This is a genomic window from Mycoplana sp. 10N416 (assembly GCF_056394765.1).
This window is the reverse complement of the sequence record NZ_JBFTIM010000001.1, coordinates 858,231-877,515: the sequence shown is the minus strand read 5'-3', so window position 1 is coordinate 877,515 and position 19,285 is coordinate 858,231. Positions and strand designations below refer to the sequence as shown.

The 19,285-nt window shown below is 63.3% G+C and carries 18 protein-coding genes; 13 read left to right on the top strand and 5 right to left on the bottom strand.

Annotation, left to right across the window (positions count from 1 at the left end):
• Nucleotides 1-6: 6 nt before the first annotated feature.
• From AC1DDS_RS04185 to nuoG, 9 genes are all read left to right on the top strand, one after another.
• A complete protein-coding gene (locus AC1DDS_RS04185; RefSeq protein ID WP_477477714.1) occupies nucleotides 7-1,482 on the top strand; it encodes an NADH-quinone oxidoreductase subunit M in 1,476 nt (491 codons plus the stop codon).
• Nucleotides 1,479-2,918 (top strand): NADH-quinone oxidoreductase subunit N, encoded by a 1,440-nt coding sequence (locus AC1DDS_RS04180; RefSeq protein WP_477477713.1) that lies wholly within the window; start codon nucleotides 1,479-1,481, stop codon nucleotides 2,916-2,918. Before AC1DDS_RS04185 ends, AC1DDS_RS04180 begins: the two co-directional genes overlap by 4 nt.
• 131 nt (nucleotides 2,919-3,049) lie before the next feature.
• A complete protein-coding gene (locus tag AC1DDS_RS04175) occupies nucleotides 3,050-3,415 on the top strand; it encodes an NADH-quinone oxidoreductase subunit A (protein WP_477477763.1) in 366 nt (121 codons plus the stop codon).
• On the top strand, nucleotides 3,403-3,906 hold the full coding sequence (locus AC1DDS_RS04170) for a NuoB/complex I 20 kDa subunit family protein (RefSeq protein WP_477477712.1): 504 nt from the start codon (nucleotides 3,403-3,405) through the stop codon (nucleotides 3,904-3,906). The genes AC1DDS_RS04175 and AC1DDS_RS04170 overlap by 13 nt, the downstream gene beginning before the upstream one ends.
• Complete coding sequence (locus AC1DDS_RS04165) at nucleotides 3,903-4,466, top strand: NADH-quinone oxidoreductase subunit C (RefSeq protein ID WP_477477711.1); 564 nt, start codon at nucleotides 3,903-3,905, stop codon at nucleotides 4,464-4,466. The genes AC1DDS_RS04170 and AC1DDS_RS04165 overlap by 4 nt, the downstream gene beginning before the upstream one ends.
• A 1-nt stretch (nucleotide 4,467) precedes the next feature.
• Nucleotides 4,468-5,682, top strand: coding sequence for an NADH dehydrogenase (quinone) subunit D (nuoD, locus tag AC1DDS_RS04160; RefSeq protein WP_477477710.1), 1,215 nt, complete (start codon nucleotides 4,468-4,470; stop codon nucleotides 5,680-5,682).
• A 16-nt stretch (nucleotides 5,683-5,698) separates the two neighbouring features.
• Entirely contained in the window at nucleotides 5,699-6,211 is a 513-nt protein-coding gene (nuoE, locus tag AC1DDS_RS04155; RefSeq protein ID WP_477477709.1) for an NADH-quinone oxidoreductase subunit NuoE, read from the top strand.
• Nucleotides 6,212-6,215: 4 nt separating this feature from the next.
• Nucleotides 6,216-7,481, top strand: coding sequence for an NADH-quinone oxidoreductase subunit NuoF (gene nuoF, locus AC1DDS_RS04150; protein WP_477477708.1), 1,266 nt, complete (start codon nucleotides 6,216-6,218; stop codon nucleotides 7,479-7,481).
• A 95-nt stretch (nucleotides 7,482-7,576) separates the two neighbouring features.
• A complete protein-coding gene (gene nuoG / locus AC1DDS_RS04145; RefSeq protein ID WP_477477707.1) occupies nucleotides 7,577-10,192 on the top strand; it encodes an NADH-quinone oxidoreductase subunit NuoG in 2,616 nt (871 codons plus the stop codon).
• Nucleotides 10,193-10,207: 15 nt separating this feature from the next.
• Here the strand turns inward: nuoG and AC1DDS_RS04140 are convergent, their stop codons facing one another.
• From AC1DDS_RS04140 to AC1DDS_RS04120, 5 genes are all read right to left on the bottom strand, one after another.
• Nucleotides 10,208-10,648 carry a CBS domain-containing protein gene (locus AC1DDS_RS04140; RefSeq protein ID WP_477477706.1) on the bottom strand — a complete coding sequence of 147 codons (441 nt, stop codon included), beginning with the start codon at nucleotides 10,646-10,648 and terminating at the stop codon, nucleotides 10,208-10,210.
• Between the two features lie 43 nt (nucleotides 10,649-10,691).
• A complete protein-coding gene (locus AC1DDS_RS04135; RefSeq protein WP_477477705.1) occupies nucleotides 10,692-11,258 on the bottom strand; it encodes an NADH-quinone oxidoreductase subunit I in 567 nt (188 codons plus the stop codon).
• 30 nt (nucleotides 11,259-11,288) lie between these two features.
• Nucleotides 11,289-12,275 (bottom strand): NADH-quinone oxidoreductase subunit NuoH, encoded by a 987-nt coding sequence (nuoH, locus tag AC1DDS_RS04130; RefSeq protein ID WP_477477704.1) that lies wholly within the window; start codon nucleotides 12,273-12,275, stop codon nucleotides 11,289-11,291.
• Nucleotides 12,276-12,422: 147 nt separating this feature from the next.
• Nucleotides 12,423-13,367: a sugar phosphate isomerase/epimerase family protein gene (locus AC1DDS_RS04125; RefSeq protein WP_477477703.1), complete on the bottom strand. Its 945-nt coding sequence runs from the start codon at nucleotides 13,365-13,367 to the stop codon at nucleotides 12,423-12,425.
• A gap of 25 nt (nucleotides 13,368-13,392) precedes the next feature.
• Nucleotides 13,393-14,571 (bottom strand): Gfo/Idh/MocA family protein, encoded by a 1,179-nt coding sequence (locus tag AC1DDS_RS04120; RefSeq protein ID WP_477477702.1) that lies wholly within the window; start codon nucleotides 14,569-14,571, stop codon nucleotides 13,393-13,395.
• Between the two features lie 475 nt (nucleotides 14,572-15,046).
• On the opposite strand from AC1DDS_RS04120, the gene AC1DDS_RS04115 reads away from it, so the two are divergent.
• The 4 genes from AC1DDS_RS04115 (at nucleotide 15,047) to AC1DDS_RS04100 (ending at nucleotide 19,278) form a co-directional block, all read left to right on the top strand.
• Nucleotides 15,047-16,312 carry an ABC transporter substrate-binding protein gene (locus tag AC1DDS_RS04115; protein WP_477477701.1) on the top strand — a complete coding sequence of 422 codons (1,266 nt, stop codon included), beginning with the start codon at nucleotides 15,047-15,049 and terminating at the stop codon, nucleotides 16,310-16,312.
• A gap of 131 nt (nucleotides 16,313-16,443) precedes the next feature.
• Nucleotides 16,444-17,343, top strand: a complete 900-nt coding sequence (locus tag AC1DDS_RS04110; protein WP_477477700.1) for a carbohydrate ABC transporter permease — start codon at nucleotides 16,444-16,446, stop codon at nucleotides 17,341-17,343.
• A gap of 11 nt (nucleotides 17,344-17,354) precedes the next feature.
• Nucleotides 17,355-18,212: a carbohydrate ABC transporter permease gene (locus tag AC1DDS_RS04105; RefSeq protein ID WP_477477699.1), complete on the top strand. Its 858-nt coding sequence runs from the start codon at nucleotides 17,355-17,357 to the stop codon at nucleotides 18,210-18,212.
• 4 nt (nucleotides 18,213-18,216) lie between these two features.
• Nucleotides 18,217-19,278, top strand: coding sequence for an ABC transporter ATP-binding protein (locus tag AC1DDS_RS04100; protein WP_477477698.1), 1,062 nt, complete (start codon nucleotides 18,217-18,219; stop codon nucleotides 19,276-19,278).
• Nucleotides 19,279-19,285 lie beyond the last annotated feature (7 nt).

The following is a 19,285-nucleotide window of genomic DNA, read 5'->3' as shown; positions in this document are numbered from 1 at the left end:
GGCGCGATGGGATTGCCGCTGCTCAGCCTCATCGTCTTCGTGCCCATCGCCGGGGCAGCGGTCCTGATGTTTCTTCGCAGCGACGATGCGGTGCGATGGACGGCGCTCGCCGTCACGGTCCTCGATCTCGCGTTCTGCATCGCCATGCTCGCCGGCTTCGACACCACCACGCATGAGATGCAGTTCGTCGAGAGGCGCCCGTGGGTGCCGGCGCTCGGGATCACCTTTTCGCTGGGTGTCGACGGCATCAGCGCGCTCTTCGTGTTCCTGACGGCGCTGTTGGGCACGGTCTGCGTGCTCGCCTCCTGGGCCGCGATCGACCGCAGAGTGAAGGCATTCATGGTCAGCCTGCTTGCCATGCAGGCGCTGATGCTCGGGGTGTTCTGCGCCCTCGACCTGTTCCTGTTCTACGTCTGCTGGGAGGCGATGCTGATTCCGATGTACCTGATCATCGGCGTCTGGGGCGGCGAGGGACGGGTCTATGCGGCCTTCAAGTTCTTCCTCTACACGCTGGCGGGCAGCCTGCTGTTCCTAGTCGGTGTCATCGTCCTCTATTTGCAGGGCGGCAAGACCTTCGACATCCTCGCCCTGACGGCGCAGCACCTGCCGTTCTCTGTCCAGTCCTGGCTGTTCTTCGCCTTCCTGATCGCCTTTGCCGTCAAGGTGCCGATGGTCCCGGTCCATACCTGGCTGCCGGACGCCCATGTGCAAGCGCCGACGGCTGGCAGCATCATCCTCGCCGGCGTGCTCCTGAAGATGGGCGCCTACGGGTTCCTGCGCTTCTCGCTGCCGATGCTGCCGGAGGCGACACTGCATCACGCGACGCTGATGCTGGCGCTGTCGGTGCTTGCAATCGTCTATGGCGGGTTGCTGGCGCTGGCGCAGGACGACCTGAAGAAGCTGGTGGCCTATTCCAGCATCAGCCACATGGGCTTCGTGACGCTGGGGATCTTCTCGCTGAACCTCCGTGGGCTCCAGGGCGGCATCCTGCAGATGTTCAATCATGGCGTGACGACCGGGGCGCTGTTTTTGTTCGTCGGCCTGATCTACGAGCGGACGCATACGCGCAGCATCGCCGACTATGGCGGGCTGATGAAGCTGGCGCCGGTCTACACCTCGTTTCTGGCGCTGTTCACGCTGTCGTCGATGGCATTGCCGGGGACGAACGCATTCGTCGGCGAACTGCTGGTGCTTTCCGGCGGATTCGCCGCCAACCTGGCACTCGGCGCCGTCGCTGTTTTGGGTGCGCTGCTGGGCGCAGCCTATCTGCTCGGCATGTATGGCAGGGTCGCGCTCGGCCCGGCGACCGCCGGCGCAAGATACAAGATCCGCGACGTCAACGCCCGCGAGATGGCTGCGATCCTGCCGCTGGCCGTCTTCGTGCTGTGGGTCGGGCTCTATCCGAAGCCCTTTCTCGCCATCATCGACGCCTCGGTGAGGCACCTGCTCGTGCAGGTGCACGGTGAGGGGGGCGGCCAATGAACGCCGCTGCGCTCTACCAGTCGGCGCTCGCGAGCCTCCCCGAGATCGTCGTGGTCACCGGGGCCTGCATCCTGCTGATCCTCGGCGAGCTGGTACGAAAGGGCCGGGAGGATTTCCTGCTCTGGGCTTCCGTCGCGGTGGTGGCGCTCGCCGCCCTGTTGACGCTGATGCCGGCGGGCGAGGCCGGGCCGGCCTATGCCGGCATGTTCATCGCCGACCGTTTCTCGGTCTACTTCAAGCTCATTTTCTACCTGGCCACCCTCCTGACGTTCCTGCTGTCGCGCAAATATGCCGACATCGAGGGGATCGGCAGCAGCGAATACTACGTGCTGCTGCTCTTCACCCTCTCGGGCATGATGATCATGGCTTCGGCGACCGACCTGCTGTCGATCTATGTCGGCCTTGAGCTGACGGTGCTCTGCACCTATGTGCTGACCGGCTTTTTGCGGCGGAAGCGGCGTTCGAACGAGGCGGCGCTGAAATATGTGATCCTCGGCGCCGTCTCGACAGCGATCTTCCTTTACGGCGTGTCGCTGGTCTACGGGCTCACCGGCACCACCCAACTGGATGCCATGGCCGCGGCGGTGACCGGCGAGCCGGTCGACCCCGGCTTGCTGCTGGCAGTGGTCTTCATCGTCGCCGGCCTGGTCTTCAAGGTCGGCGCGGTGCCGTTCCACATGTGGCTGCCGGATGTCTACGAAGGCGCGCCGACGACGATCACCGCCTTCATGTCGGTAGGCCCCAAGGCCGCCGGCTTCGCGGTGATCCTGCGGGTGTTCCTCAACCCGCTGGTCGCGACCTCCAACGCCTGGATCGTCGTCGCGGTCATTGCCGTGGCGACGATGGCGCTCGGTAGTTTCGTGGCGCTGGTACAGGACAACTTCAAGCGCCTGCTGGCCTATTCCAGCATCGCCCATGCCGGCTTCGCCCTGTTCGGCGTCGTCGCCGGCGGCGCGGACGGGATCGCCAGCGTGATGCTCTACCTGCTGATCTACGCCTTCATGAATCTCGGCATTTTCGGCGCCGTCATCATGATGCGCAGCGGCGATTTCTCGGGCGAGGTCATCGAGGACTATGCCGGCTTCGCCAGGCCACATCCGGTGCTGGCGCTCTTGATGCTGCTTTATCTGTTTTCGCTGGCGGGCATCCCGCCGACGGCCGGGTTCTTCGCCAAGTTCTACGTGCTGGTCGCCCTCGTCGAGCGGGGCTTTGTCCTGCTGGCGGTCATCGCCGTGCTCCTGAGCGCCGCCGCCGCCTACTTCTACATTCGCATCGTCATGCTGATCTACATGCACGAGCCGAAGCGGGCGTTCGAACCGGCGATAACGCCGATGGTCGGCGCCACGCTCGCGATCACTGCCGCCGGCACCATCGGCATCGGCCTGTTTCCGGCCTGGTTCCTGCGGCTCGCTCAACAATCGGTGTTCGGCGGCTGACGGGTTTGCAATGATTCGCGCGACGGAATAGACTGCCAGTTCAAAGGATTACCCAAGTCGCTCTTCGGGGCGACGGCGTTATGGCCCCGGTGGCGTTCGGCTTGAGCAAGCCCCTTTCGTGGGTGGCCGATATGACTGCGATGGAGTTCCTGCCGGTTCTTTTCATGGTCGCCGGAATCGTGCTGGTGGCCGGGGGGACCATGTTCGTCTCCTCGCTGCTGCGCCCGTCCAATCCCTACCGGGAAAAGAACGCGCCCTACGAATGCGGCATGGATGCTGCGGGTGAGGCCGCCGGCGGCCGCTTCCGGGTGCCGTTCTTCATCCTCGCCATCCTGCTGGTGGTCTTCGACGTCGAGGCGATGTTCCTCTTCCCCTGGGCCGTCGTCCTGAAGGAGATCGGACCGGTCGGCTATGTCGAGATGTTCGTCTTCATGCTGCTGCTGCTCGTGGGCTTCGCCTACGCCTGGCTGAAGGGAGCGCTGGAATGGGAGGAGTAGGCAACGCCATCCAGGACAGCGTCCTGTTCACCACGGCCGAAAGCGTCATCAACTGGAGCCGGAGTTCGGCCTTGTGGCCCGAGACCTTCGGCATTGCCTGCTGCGCCATCGAGATGATCTCCGCCGGCTGCGCGCGCTACGATCTCGACCGCTTCGGCGTGGTGTTCCGCCCCTCGCCCCGACAGTCCGACGTGATGATTATCGCCGGCACCGTGACCCGCAAGTTCGCCCCCGTCGTGCGCCGGCTCTATGACCAGATGCCGGAACCGCGCTGGGTGATCGCCATGGGCACCTGCGCGATTTCCGGCGGCGTCTACAACACCTATGCGGTGGTGCAGGGGTCGGAAACCTTCGTCCCCGTCGACGTGCACGTGCCCGGCTGTCCGCCGCGGCCCGAGGCGCTGATGCACGGCTTCCTGCTGCTTCAAGAAAAGATCAAGAGGTCCCGCGCCTTGGCCGGGACGCCTCTGGATCGAATGGTGGCGTCATGAGCGGGGGGCCGCCTCTTGACCGCGCCCCGATCATGGAGCGCTTCGGGGCAGCGATCGAGGATCTCGGCGCCGCGCACGGCATTGATGTCTTTGCCGTTCCCCCTGAGACGCTCGTCGAGTTCTGCCGGTTCCTGAAGGAGCATCCGGCCCTGCAATTCAATTTCCTCTCGGACATCTGCGGGGTCGATCACTATCCAGAGACGCCGCGGTTCGAGGCGGTCTACCATCTCTATTCGCTTCCGAACAAGTGGCGGGTCCGCATCAAGTGCCGGCTCGGCGATCCCCCGCAGGTCCCCTCGGTCACTTGTGTCTGGCGCACCGCCAACTGGCACGAGCGCGAGGCCTGGGACATGTACGGGATCCTCTTCGAGGGCCATCCCGACCTGCGCCGCATCTACATGTGGGAGGGTTTTGAGGGCTTTCCGCAGCGCAAGGATTTCCCCCTGCGCGGCTACAGGGACAAGCTGAACCCCTTCGGCGCCGAGGGGCCGCCACCGACGCAGCCCGATCTCGCCACCAGGGACATTCCGCAAGGAGGCCGTTTGACGCCGGAGCATTGAAATGACCGAAGTCACCGAACTCGACAGGCCGGAGGGCGAAGCGCTCAATACCAAGGAAGTGCTTCTCAACCTCGGCCCGCAGCACCCCAGCACCCATGGGGTGCTCCGGCTCGTGCTCGAACTGGACGGCGAGTATGTCGAGCGCGTCGACCCGCATATCGGCTACCTCCACCGCGGCACCGAGAAGCTGGCGGAGAGCTTCACCTATACCCAGATTTTCCCGCTGACGGACCGGCTCGACTATCTGTGCCCGCCTTCGAACAACCTGGCGTTTGCGCTGGCGGTGGAGAAGCTCCTCGGAATCGAGGCGCCGATCCGCGCGCAATACATCCGCGTGCTGATGGCCGAGCTGGCGCGGATTTCCGGTCACCTGCTGATCACCGGCGCCCTGCCGATGGACCTCGGCGCCATGACCGCGCTGCTCTATGTCATGCGTGAGCGCGAAATGATCATGGACCTTCTGGAAATGATTACCGGCGCGCGCATGCACACGTCCTTCTGCAGGGTCGGCGGCGTGCGCGAGGACCTGCCCGACGGCTTCCTGCCCAAGATCCGGGAGTTCTGCGACATCTTCCCGAACCGGATCCGCGACTATGAGAAATTGCTCGAAACCAACCGGGTGTTCCTGAAGCGCACGCAAGGGGTCGGCATCATCACCGGCGAGGACGCCATCGATCTCGGCCTGAGCGGCCCGAACCTGCGCGCCTCCGGAGTCGACTGGGACATCCGGCGCGACGAGCCCTACGAGATCTACGGCCGGCTCGATTTCAAGGTCGTCACCCGAACTGAGGGCGATTGCTATGCGCGCTGGCGCTGCCGGGTCGACGAGATGCGCGAAAGCATCCGGCTCATCGAGCAATGCCTCGACCAGATGCCCGAAGGGCCTTTCCTGGTCGACATGCCGACGATCGCCTTCCCGGTGGACAAGGAACGCGTGCACTGCTCGATGGAGGCGCTGATCCAGCATTTCGACCTGTCGGCCTACGGCTTCAAGGTGCCCAAGGGCGAGGTCTATTCGGCGATCGAGGCGCCGAAGGGCGAACTCGGCTTCTACATCATCAGCGACGGCTCGCCGAAGCCGTTCCGCATGAAGGTGCGGGCCCCGTCCTTCGTCAATCTGCAGGGGCTGTTCGGGGTGAGCAACGCCCGCTACCTGGCCGACATGATCGCCGTGCTCGGCAGCCTCGACCCGGTGATGGCGGAGGTGGACAAGTAGAGGAGGTTCGGACTCGATGGGCATGCGCGAACAGATCGAGACGGCCGCGGCGCGGTATCCCGACCGGCGCTCGGCGATCATGCCGGCGCTGCTGATCGCGCAGAAGGAGCATGGCCATCTGCCCGGCCCGGTGCTGGAAGAGGTCGCCGACATCCTCGGGGTCGAGCGGATCTGGGTCTACGAGCTGGCGACCTTCTACACGCTCTTCCACACCGAGCCGGTCGGCCGGTTCCACCTGCAGCTCTGTGACAATCTTTCGTGCATGCTGTGCGGGGCCGAGCGGCTGCTCAAGCACATGGAAACGGTGCTGGGGATTAGGACGGGCGAGACCACTCCCGACGGGCTGTTCACGCTTGCCACCGTCGAGTGCCTCGGGGCCTGCGAGATGGCGCCGGTGATGCAGGTCGGCGACGACTATCACGGCAATCTCGATGTCACGCGGCTGGACGCGCTGCTGGACAGCCTGCGGGCTTCGGCGCGGCGGGTCGAGAGCCTAGAGCCCGCATCTGCGCCATCGCCGGGAGAATAGCGCCATGTTCGAGCCGGTTCTCCTCAAGAACATCGACCTGCCGGACGGTCACCTGCTGTCGACCTACGAGGCCGGCGGCGGTTACCAGGCGCTGGCGAAGGTGCTGCGCGAGCACACGCCGGACGCGGTCGTCGAGGTCGTCAAGCAATCCAACCTGCGCGGCCGCGGCGGCGCCGGCTTCCCGACGGGCATGAAGTGGAGTTTTGTGCCGAAGCGGGCCGACAAGGAAAAATATCTGTGCTGCAACGCCGACGAGGGTGAGCCCGGCACCTTCAAGGACCGGATCATCATGGAGCGCGATCCGCACCAGCTTGTCGAAGGGCTGGCGGTCAGCGCCTATGCGATCGGGGCCAGGACCGCCTATGTCTATGTCCGCGGCGAATATGTGACCGCGATCCGCCGCCTCGAGCAGGCGATCGCCGAGGCGCACGCGAAGGGTTATCTGGGAACCGGTATTCTCGGCACGGACTTCGATTTCACGATCCACATCCATTGCGGCGCCGGCGCCTATATCTGCGGCGAGGAGACGGCGATGCTGGAGTCGCTGGAGGGCAGGCGGGCGCAGCCGCGCCTGAAGCCGCCGTTCCCGGCCGTCGCCGGCCTCTACGCCAGCCCGACGGTGATCAACAATGTCGAGACGATCGCCTGCGTACCGCATATCGTGATGCGGGGAGCGGAGTGGTTCCGCGACATCGGTCCGGACAAGAGCCCCGGCCCGAAACTCTACTGTGTCAGCGGCCAGGTGCGCAGACCCGGCCTCTACGAACTGCCGATGGGCATCCCCTTGCGCGAACTGGTGGAGGAGCACGCCGGCGGCCCGCTGCCGGGGCGCAGAATCAAGGCGGTGATACCGGGCGGGGTCTCGGCGCCGGTGATCCCGGCGAGCGGGCTGGAGGTCGGGATGGACTTCGACTCGCTGGCTGCCGCCGGCTCCATGCTCGGCTCGGCCGGCGTCGTCGTGATCGACGACACGACCTGCATGGTCAAGGTCGCCACCAGGATCGTCGAGTTCTTCCACCATGAGTCCTGCGGCAAGTGCACGCCGTGCCGGGAAGGATTGAACTGGGCCGTGAAAGTGATGCGCCGGATCGAGGCCGGGGACGGCGCGCCGGGCGACCTGGAGCAGTTGGACATGCTCTGCAAGGGCATTTTCGGCAACACCTTCTGCGCTCTCGGCGATGGTGCGGCGATGGGATTGCGGGCGGCGCTGAAACATTTCCGCGACGAATTCGTCGCCCATATCGAGGAACGGCGCTGCCCGTTCCACTGAAGGAGTGCTGACGCATGTCTCCCGAAAGTGTGCAGCCGTTTCGGGACAAGGACACGCATAAAACAAAAGCTTGAAGCAGATGACTGCGAGGAACCATGGCTAGCATCACGATCGATGGGCAGACGCTGGACGTCGAGGCCGGCTCCACGGTGTTGCAGGCCGCCGAGCGCCTGGGCATCGCCATCCCGACCTTCTGCTACATGAAGCGGCTGCCGGCGCTGGCCTCGTGCCGCATGTGCCTGGTGGAGATCGAGGGGCAGCGGCGGCTGCAGCCATCCTGCGCAACGGTCGTCATGGACGGCATGGTCGTGCGGACGAACACGCCGCTGATCGAGGAGACGCGCTCGTCCATGCTCGACATGCTGCTCGCCAACCACCCGCTCGACTGCCCGATCTGCGACAAGGGCGGCGAGTGCGAGCTTCAGGACATGGTGATGGCCTACGGGCCGCGCGAAAGCCGGTTCCGCGATGAGAAGCGGGTCTTCCACTCCAAGGACATCCGCCTCAGCCCGGTCATCATCATGAACGTCAACCGCTGCATCCAGTGTCAGCGCTGCGTACGGATGTGCGAAGAGGTCGTCGGCGCGGTCGCGCTCGGCACGGTCGAGAAGGGCATGGATACCGCCGTCACCGGCTTCGAGGGCAGCCTTGCCAGCTGCGACCAGTGCGGCAATTGCGTCGAGGTCTGCCCGGTCGGCGCGCTGATGAGCTTCCCCTATCGCTACAAGGCGCGCCCCTGGGACCTGGCCGAGACCGACACGATCTGCCCGCATTGCGGTACCGGCTGCCAGCTGACCGTGGGCGCGCGCAAGGGCGAGTTCATGCGGGTCCGCTCCAAGCAGGAGTATGGCGTCAACCGCGAAACGCTCTGCGTGCGCGGCCGCTTCGGCCTCGACTTCATCGAGAGCTCGGATCGCATCAAGCGGCCGATGATCCGGCGTGACGGCGCGCTGGTGCCGGTCTCCTGGGAGGAGGCGGGCGATTATCTGCGCCAGCGGCTATCTGCCGCCGAGGGCAAGTCCGCAGGCGGCCTCGCCTCGCCGCGCCTGCCCAACGAGGTGCTCTATCAGTTCCAGAAGCTGATGCGGACGGTGTTTTCCACCAACAGCATCGACTGCTCGTCGCGCTGGTCGACGCCGGTCGACACGTTGGCACCGCTACTGGCCGGTTACTACAGCCGCGCGCCACTCGAAGAGGTGCTCGGCAACGACTGTGTGCTTGTCGTCGGCGGCAACGTGACCGAGGAGAACCCGGTCACCGAATACCTGCTGCGCGATGCCGCGCGACGGCGGGGAACCCGGCTGCTGATGCTCTCGGTGCGGCCATCCCGCCTCGACGCCGACGCCCGGGCGGTGGTTCGTGCGTCTCCGGGCGGCGAAGCGGCGGGCATCGGCGCGGTGGTGGCCGGCCTCGTGGCGACGGCCAGTCAGGCATTGCCGGGCGATTTTCTTATGGCCGTCGGCGCGACAGCCGGCGAAACGGCGGCCACCGGCAGTGACGACATGGGCCGGCTGGCCACCGCGCTAATGGAAAGCGCGAGCGCTACCCTGCTTGTCGGCGTCGATCTCCTGAGGTCGCCGGAAGCGCGGGTGACGTTGCAACAGCTCAGCAACCTCCTGCAGATCCTGCGCACGCTCGGCAAGCAAGTTGCGATGCAGTTCCTCTTCGACCGCGCCAACCAGCTCGGCGCCTGGGACATGGGGGTTCTGCCTGCGGCGCTGCCGGGGCTGCGGCCGGTCGCCGATGATGCGGTGCGCGCGCCCTTCTGCGTGGTCTGGGGCGGCGACATCTCGTCCGAACCGGGAGCCGATTTCGGCGCGATGCTGGACCTCTGCGACAGGGGGCAAATGGGCGCGCTCTACATCGTCGGCAGCGACCCGCTGATGTCCTATCCCGACCGGGCGTTCGTGCAGCGGGCGCTCGGGTCCGCCGATCTGCTCATCGTGCAGGACGCCTTCCTTACGGAGACGACCGGCTTGGCCGATGTCGTCCTGCCGGCGGCGGGCTACGGCGAGGAGGCGGGCACGTTCACCAACAACGAGGGCCGGATTCAAACGGTGCGCAAATTCCGCGAACTGCCCTTCGCGGCGCGGGACAATCTGGCGATCTTCGACCTCGTCGCGGCGGCCCGCGGCCAAACGCTGCGGCCATCAGCGACGGGCGGGATCTTCGACGAGATTGCCCGGCTGGTTCCAGCCTATCGGGACCTGACGGGAGACGAACTTGGGCTCGACGGCGCGTTTACGAGAGCGACCCCGGCGGCGCGGGTCGATGCGTTCTTCGCCCCTCCGCCTGCGGCCATCGCAGCCGACCGGCCGATGCTGATCACCGGCAACGGCCTGTTCCACAACGGCTATCTTACCGAGCACTCGGAAATCCTGAACACCGTCGCCGACGACCCTTATGTCGAGATGGCTGCGCAAGACGCCGCGCACCGGGGTCTGTCGGACGGCGATCAGGTGGTTGTCCGCTCCGCCCAGGGAGAACTGACGGCGAAGCTCAGGGTCAACAGGCGCTTTCCGGACGGCCTCGTGTTCATTCCGGAAAACTACCGGGCGCTGCGGCTCAACAGCCTGATGCGGCGAGGCGAGTATCCATGCCCGGTGGAGGTCGACAGGGCTGCGTCCCTCGCCGTGGGAACTGCCCCGGCCACAGGCATCGGAGGGGAGTCCGAGAGTTTCGGCCAGGGCACGGCCGCCGGCTCGCCTTGAGCGGTGCGGCGCTCGTCAGTGGTAGTGGGTGCCGGAGATGTAATCGTGCAGGTCCTGCTCGGTGCGCATGGCTTCCTCGAGCCTGTGCTTGACGACGTCGCCGACGCTGACAATTCCGGCAAGGGCGTCACCATCCATGACCAGCACGTGACGCGTGCGCCGCTCGGTCATGATGGCCATCGCCACCGGCAGCACATCATGTGCCGAACAGGTCGGTACGCTGAGGTTCATGATGTCGGCAACCCGCATCAAGGGCGCCTCGGTTCCGTATTTGGCGACGGCATTGCAGCAGTCACGTTCTGATACCGTTCCCAGGCATTCTCCCGGGGAACGGCCGACGATCACGAAGCCGATGTTGTTGTCCCGAAACAGCCGCAGTACCTCCAGCATCGTGTGATTCGGCGTGACCGAGATGACCTCGGGCGATTTGCCCTTCAAGATCTGGTAGACCAGCATCTGAGCCTCCTGTCTGCGCGCCCGGCTCGAGACTGGCGCGCGTTCACGTACGTCTGATATTCCGCCACCAGTTGTAGCCGCGTGGCTCGCTCGCCTCGACCCGGACCTCCTGCTCAGTGTTCAGGCGTGCGGCGACCACCCCGCCACCGGTCATCGCCTTGCCCGGCTTGGCGAGCAGGTCGTCGCGCCCGATGACGAGGTCGCGCGAGGAGAAGGTGGAGAATTCGTACTGCTGGCCGAGCGCAATCGCATCCGCCGGGCAGGCATCCTCGCAGAGCCCGCAGAACAGGCAGCGGGCCGTGTCGATCTCAAACTTTGCCGGATGGCGCTGGCCGTTCTCATCCTCGTAGGGGACGACTTCGATACAGTCGCAGGGACAGATCTTCGCGCAAAGTTCGCAGGCCACGCACTTGATCTCGCCTTCTTCGTCACGCTTCAGAAAGTGATGGCCGCGGTAACGCGAGTAGGGTAGCCATTTCTCCTTGTCCGGATACTGCATGGTCACGGGCCGGGAGAACATATAGCCGAAGGTCAGCGCGAGGCCGCTCGCCAGATCAGCGAAAAACGCCCAGCCGATCCAAGTTCCGGCCCTGTTCAGTGCACGCGACATCGCCGCCCCGCTGCGGAGCCGCTGCGGCTCCTAAGAGATGACAACACCAGTGATAATTATGTTCGCCAACGACAGGGGAAGCAAGACTTTCCAGCCGATCGCCATCAACTGGTCGTAGCGGTAGCGGGGAAAGGTGAAGCGAAACAACATGAACAGGTAGACGAAGAACGCAACTTTCAGCATGAACCAGAGGAGCGGCGGCAGCGGGATCAGCACGCCATTCCAGCCGCCGAAGAACAGGATCACCACCAGGACCGATACCAGCACCATGATGACGTATTCGCTGACCATGAAGAAGGCGAAACGGATGCCGCTGTATTCGGTATGGAAGCCGGCTCCTAGGTCGCCTTCCGCTTCCGCCAGGTCAAAGGGGATGCGCTGTGCTTCGGCCAGCCCGGCGACGAAGAACACGAGGAAACCGACTGGCTGGTAGACGATGTTCCAGACGTCGGCCTGCGCCCGCACGATCTCGAGCAGGCTCATGGACTGCGCCATCATCACCACGCCAATCACCGCAAACCCCATCGGGATCTCGTAGCTGATCATCTGCGCGCAGGTCCTTAAGCTGCCGAGGACGGCGTATTTGCTGTTGGCTGCCCAGCCGCCGAAGATCACGCCATAGACCTCGATGCCGATCACCGCGAAGACGAAGAGGAGCGCCACGTTCATGTTCGAGGCATAGAGCGAGATGTCGTGGCCGAGGACCGAGATGTCCTCGCCGAAGGGAATGGCGACGAACACCACGAAGGGCGGAGCGAGCGCCAGGATCGGCGCGAGCTTGAACAGGAAGCGGTCCGCCTCGGCCGGGATGTGGTCCTCCTTGGTCAAGAGCTTGATGCCGTCCGCCACCGGCTGCAGCAGCCCGTGCCAGCCCACGCGCATCGGCCCCATCCGCTGTTGGATACGCCCGGCGATCTTGCGTTCCAGCCAGGTCAGCGGCAAGGGCAGCAACAGCAGGATCGCGATCAGCAGCGCGACCTTGAAGGCGATCAGGCCAAGGGCGAGGGCAAGGTCCATGATCCCGGCTACTCGTGCAACGGGTTAAAATGTGAGACCTATCAGTACTGCACGGTACAACGGCGGTGCAGCACATGCAAATGCCATCACAACCATGTCTCGCTCGATGGGGCCTGCTTCACCCACGTTGCGTCGAGGCTTTCGGCTTCAGGGCGTGTCCTTCGCGCTCTCAGCGATGCAGAATTTGAGTGCGGAAACCGAGGTCGAGACCGCTTCCATCGCATCAAGAGAATAGTCCTCATTCTCGATCGAGATGACATCGTCGTAACCGACAGCGCGCAGCGCTCGAACGATTTCAAGCCAGGCCCTGACGGGAGTGCCGTGACCGAGCGAAACATAGTTCCAGAAACGGCCGCGGACAGGCACGACAGGCTTGGTGTCCAGCAATCCGTTGATGCGTGACTGGGGCTCTACCCGCGCATCCTTGCCGTGCACATGGTAGATGCTGGAACCCAGTTCATGGATGGCGGAAACCGGATCGCCACCCATCCAGATGAGGTGCGACGGGTCGAAGTTGACGCCGACTGTAGGCCCCACGACCTCGCTCAATCGAAAAAAACTCTCCGAATTGTAAACGGCCTGCCGCCCATGTTGTTCGACGCAGATGCGTATACCCTTTTTCTCGGCCGCGGATGCAAACGCCCGCCACCATGGCAGGATTCGCTCCTTCCATTGCCATTCCAGGATATCCATCGCCTCTAACGGCCATGATGATGTGATCCAGTTGGGATGGTTATCGCCGGGAGCAGCGGGGAGGCCCGACATCATCACTACGCGCCCGACGCCGAGCAGTGCCGCAAGTTCCACCGTGTGGTAGGCCAGTTGGCTGTCGCTCGAACCGGTTTCTCCGGGATGCAACTGGTTTCCCGAACAGTTCAACGCCGAGATTTCGAGGCTGCGATCCCTCACCTTGCCGAGCAGTTGATCGCGCGCTGCAGAACTGACGAGCAGTTCGGCAATGTTGACGTGTGGCGCGCTCGACCATCCGCCCATGCCGAACTCGACATTCGTAATGCCAAGCTCTGCGGCCTGGTCGAGGCATTTTTCGGTCGGAACGTGTCCGAATCCGTCCGTATTGAAACCGATTTTCATCTTGTTCCTCCGTATGGGAAGCTGCTCAGGCTGGCGCGTGCTCGACGCGCGTCGCTGTACCCGTGTCGGCCGACCGTTGGATCGCGTCGAGAATCTCCGCCACGCGCAACCCGTCGAGCAGCGTACCGCTTGCGATCGGCTTGCGTTCCGCGATTGCGGTCAGGAAGTCGTTGATCATGAAACCGAAGATTTCGGCGTATCCCACGCCGACGCCGTCATAGGGGACGGGAAGCATGCGTCTGAGATTTGGCGAGGACGGCCGGTTTGCGACGATAGCGAATGGCGTCTGTCCCGAGCCGTCGAAGCGCGCAATCTCATACTGGTTGAGGAGTTTCGTCGAGAACTTTGCGCTTGCCTTCGTCCCGAAGACCTCGAATGAAAGCGTGTTGCCCATGCCGATGGCCACACGGCTTGAGGAAAACAGGCCCTGCGCGCCGCTGCGAAAGCGCAGAAGGGCGGACATCACATCGTCGTTGTCGACGGTCTTTTTCTCGGTGCTCAGTTCCACCCTGTCATGCCCGACCGTCGGGCCGGCGGCGACGAAGCGCTCCTTGATCGAGATGTTCGAGATCGCGCCGACGATTTCGTCGACTTCGCCGCAGAGGTAGCGTGCCGTGTCGATCGCGTGGGTTCCAATGTCGACAAGAGCGCCCGAACCGGCCCGATCCCTTTCGTAGCGCCAGGAATGAGGCAGATGTGGATCGGCGGCATATTCGCACTGGAACTGCACGAGGATGTTGACGATCTCGCCCATCTCTCCGGCGGCAATCCTGTCGCGGATCTCGGTCACGGCGGGAATGCGGCGGTAGTTGAAGACCGTTGCAGCGCAGACATCTGTTCCCTTTGCCGCTTCATAAAGACGACGTGCGTCGGCGGCATTCAAAGCCAGCGGCTTTTCGCAAAGAACGTGCTTTTCGGCCTGCAGCGCGGCTTCCACTGCATTGACATGAAGAAAGTTTGGAAGGGCTATGCTGACGATGCCAATCTCCGGGTTGTCCATGACGGTCTTCCAGTCGGTGGCGGTTCCCTCAAACCCGTAGGTTGAGGCAAGAGTCTGGGCAAGTTGCTCGTTGGGGTCCGCCACGATGGCAAGACGCAGACCCCGCAGCCGATCCGCAAACCGGGGGCAATGAGTGCGGTAGCCGAAGGCGTGTGCTGCGCCGATCATGCCCGCACCAGCGATCCCGATCCCGTGCTGCTTCATGAAACCCTCCATAAGCCGCTCGCGCACTCGCAGGCTGAAGCCGGCGCTGTGCTGAGATGCTGCGCAGCTGGCGATATTACGCCATCTTTTGGGTTCGACCTCCCTGATCGTCACAGAGGCTCGATCAGAGGGCGCGTTGAGGACGTTGAGGGGCTCTTCGCTGCCGCCAGGCGATCCTATTCTCGGCGGTAAACGAAATTGGGTCGTCGCGGTGAGGGTCGTTTTCGATGGAGTTTCTTTTGAATGGAGCGCCGTCCACCGTCTATCCAAACTAATACAACCACTCTGTATAACCCTCCCGTTGTGGTAAGATTATTTTTACGAGCTAGGCCGGATCGAGGAGATGCCGGAAAACGTTTCGACTTGTCGCAGATTGGGTCGCATCGGTGTCGAGGTGGCGCCTCCGCCATGCCGGATAGGGTAAGGCCCTCTACGAAAAGGCCATTGGACAACAGCTCGGAACGGGAGGTGTGCAATGGTTCGCAGACTGCTTCTCACCTTGGCCATAACGGCATCCGCCATGGCAATCGGCGGCACGGCGTGGGCGGACATCACAATCCTCGTGCCGTCGGGCAGCGAGGGCGACGGGCTTAGAGCTGCCGCCACCGACTACTCGAAGATGAAGGGCTCGAAGGTCGAAATCGTACAGGCGCCCTACGCCAACGTTTTCGAGAAGGCAGCGAATGCCGGCCAGACAAAATCGGGCGCGTTCGACATCGTGCTGATGGACGATCCGTGGATCCCGTTCTTCGCCGAAAACGGCCATCTCGAGGATCTCAGTCCATATTTCGCCAAGCTCGGTGTGCCTGGTCCCGACAACGACTTCCTGGCGAAGTCGCTGGCGGTCTGCCGCAACCCGTACAACACTGGGCCATTCGTGTGCATTCCCTATGTCGGCAATGCACAGATGTTCTTCTATGACGGCGCCAAGTTCGCCGAGGCCGGCGTCTCCGGCGCGCCCGCAACGTGGGACGATGTCTACAAGGCAGCCAAGGCGATCACCGACGCCGGCGGAGGACGGTACTACGGCTACGTGTTCCGCGGCGGGCAGGGCAACAATGTGGTTGCCGATTTCATGCCGATCCTTTGGTCGTACGGCGCCAATCTCTTCAATGCCGACCGTAGCAAGGTGACGCTTGACACCAAGGAAGCCAAGGACGCGATGACGATGTTCATGACACTCAAGGGGATCTCCCCGAAGGGCGTCGAGAGCTTCGGCCCCGAGGACGTCGGTCGCGCCATGACGTCGGGCATTGCCGCCTCATCGATCAACTGGCCAAACTGGGTTGCCACGTTCGAAGACCCAAGCCAGAGCCAGGTGGTCGGCAAGGTCTCCTACGCGCCGATGCCAGCCGGCACGCATGCCGGCTCATCGGAGATTGGCCACTGGACGATGGGCGTGATGTCGGCTTCGAAGAACAAGCAGGAAGCCTTCGATTTCATGGTCTGGGCGACATCGCCGGAGCAGATCAAGATTTCCGCCACGCGCGGCAATCCGCCGGTCCGTTTCTCCGTGTTCACCGATCCCGAACTCACGTCGCAGCCGCAGTTCCGGCACTATCCGACGCTGATGCAGGCGATCAACTTCTCGACGCCGCGGCCGCGCCATCCCAAGTGGCCCGAGATCGAGAACGCTCTCGGCATCGAACTTTCCAAGGCGGTCGCCGGGACAGAGAGCCCGGACCAGGCGCTCGCCAACGCCCAGACAGCGATTCAGAAGATCACCGGCATCGGCCAATAGAGCGCTGTCAGGTTCCCGATCAACCGGGAAGCGGGTTGCTCCCGCTTCCCGGTTGATGGCGACGCGTCGAGGCGTCGCTGTGCTCACAGAGGGTATGGCCCGACATGCGAGACGGGAGGAATGATCTGAGGATGACCAGAACGCCCAGCGTTGGTGCGGCCCTTGAGCGCTGGCGCGAGCGACACTTGCGCATTCTCATGCTGGCGCCGACGCTCCTGATCCTCGCCGGGCTGACGCTCTTTCCGACCGTCTACATGTTTACCGCCGCGGTACAGAAGGTCAGTCCGGATCCGGATGTGCCGCGCGAGTTCATCGGGCTTGGCAATTTCACGCGCATGCTCTCCGACCCGGAACTCCACCTGGCGATCAAGAACACCGTGGTCTTCACCAGCGTGGCAGTGACGCTGGAATTCTTGCTCGGCCTTGGACTTGCCCTGCTTTTCGACAGATACATCCGCCGGCTGACCTTCCTCAAGACCATCCTGCTGGTCCCTATGATGATCCCGCCGATCGCCGTCGCGCTGACGTGGAAGCTCATATATCAGCCGCAATTCGGCGTCCTCAACGAACTGATGTTCCGCCTGGGGCTGCCTTCCCAGGCCTGGGCCGGAGACGTCAACCTCGCCATGGCAACGATCATCGCGGCAGACGTTTGGGAGTGGACGCCATTCATCTTTCTGCTGATGTTGGCCGGCCTGGCAAGCCTGCCGAGCGAACCCTATGAGGCGGCACAGGTCGATGGCGCATCCGCCTGGCGGCAGTTCTGGGACCTGACCATTCCCTTCCTGAAGCCGGTTATCGCCATCGCGTTGCTTCTCCGCATCATGGATGCGCTCCGGCTGTTCGATCTGGTGTTCATTCTCACCGTCGGCGGGCCGGCGGGCGCGACCGAAACACTCAGCCTCTACATCTTCAAGATCGCCTTCACATTCGTCGACATCGGCTATGCCGCAGCGGTGTCGCTGGTGGTGCTGTTCGTGACGGTCGGATTCAGCACCTGGTTCATCAAGCGACTACGACTGGTCGACTGAGGAGGCACTGGATGGAAACGCGACCACGGCATCGCCCCATTGGCTGGATACTCCCTACGCTGGCCTATCTGACGATGGCCTTGGCGCTGTTCATCACCGTGTTCCCCGTCTATTGGCTCGCCCAGAACTCGATCAAGCTCGATATCGACATCTTCGCCGTGCCTCCGGTGTGGTTCAATTTTTCACCGACCCTCAAGCACTATGAGGCGGCCTTCATAGGGCAGCCATTTCTGATTTATGCATTCAACAGCCTGATCATCGCGATGGCGACGACGATCGTCTCGCTGATCTTCGGCACCATGGCCGGCTACGCCCTGGCTCGCTTCCAGTATCCTGGGCGCTGGCGCTACCAGATCTCGTTCTGGATCCTGTCGACACGCATGATGCCGCCGATCGTGACGATCATCCCGCTGTTCATTTTTTTCAATTTTTTCAACTTATTGAACACCAAGCTCGCCGTCGTCGTGGCCTACACTGCCTTCAACCTTCCTTTCGTGACCTGGATGATGAAGAGCTATTTTCAGGATCTTCCACCGGAGCTGGAGGAGGCCGCGATGGTTGATGGAGACACGCGCTGGGGCGCCTTTCTTCGGATTGCCCTTCCGCTGGCGCGGCCGGGCATAGCTGCGACGGCGATCTTCAGCCTGATCCTTTCCTGGAACGAGTTTTTGCTGGCGCTGATCCTGACCCAGACGGAGCGGTCGATGACGCTGCCGGTCGGCATATCCGGCCGGGTGACCCAATACACCACCCATTGGGGCGAGATCAGCGCCGCCGGCTTCCTCGCCAGCGTCCCGATCATCGTCTTCGCGCTGATCGTCCAGAAGCACCTCGTCCGGGGGCTGTCCCTCGGCGCGGTGAAGGGGTGACATCATGGCGTCCGTCACCTTCAAGAACGTCTACAAGAAATTCGGTGAGTTCGTCGCGGTGGCTGACTTCAACCTCGACATCAGGGACAAGGAATTTCTCGTGTTGCTCGGACCCTCCGGTTGCGGCAAGACGACGACGATGCGGATGGTCGCCGGCCTAGAGGAAGCCACCTCGGGCGACATCTACATCGGCGCGGACCGCATCAACGGCATCCTGCCCAAGTATCGCGACGTCGCGATGGTCTTCCAGTCCTACGCCTTGTATCCGCATCTGACTGTAGAGGACAACATTGGCTATCCGCTCAAGATCCGCAAAATACCACTGGCTGAGCGCAAGCGACGCATAGCCGAGGTAGCGCGACGGGTGGAACTCGAGTCGATGTTGTCCCGCCTGCCGAAGGAGCTCTCCGGCGGCCAGCGCCAGCGCGTGGCGCTGGCCCGCGCCATCGTCCGCACCCCGCGCGTGTTTCTCATGGACGAGCCGCTGTCCAACCTCGATGCCAAGCTCCGCACCCAGATGCGCGCGGAACTGAAGCACCTTCAACATGAACTGCAGGTCACGACCATCTATGTCACCCATGACCAGATCGAGGCGATGACGCTGGCCCACCGCGTCGCCGTGATGAACAAGGGAATGATCGAGCAACTGGGAACGCCGAGGGAAATCTACAACGATCCGCGTACGCTTTTTGTCGCCGGCTTCATCGGTTCACCGCCGATGAACCTCATACCGGGAGAGGTGAGGGACGGGGTATTCTCCAGTGGCGGCTTGCAGGTGGCGGGTGTCGGGCGCGCAAACCTCTCCCCCGCCGTGCTCGGGGTCCGTCCGGAGGATGCCCATGCGGTCGAGGCCGACGAAGCCGACGTCAATCTGGTTGCGCCGATCTTTGCGGTCGAACTCACCGGCGAGAACACGCTTGTCAGCGTGCGGTTGGGCGGCCAACTCATGACCTTGCGCGCCGACAAGAACTTCCCCGGCCAGATTGACCAGCAGATCGGGGTCAAGGTCGCGACCAATCGCGTATTTCTGTTCGATGGAGAGACGCAGGATCGTGTTGACTTCTGACATGTGG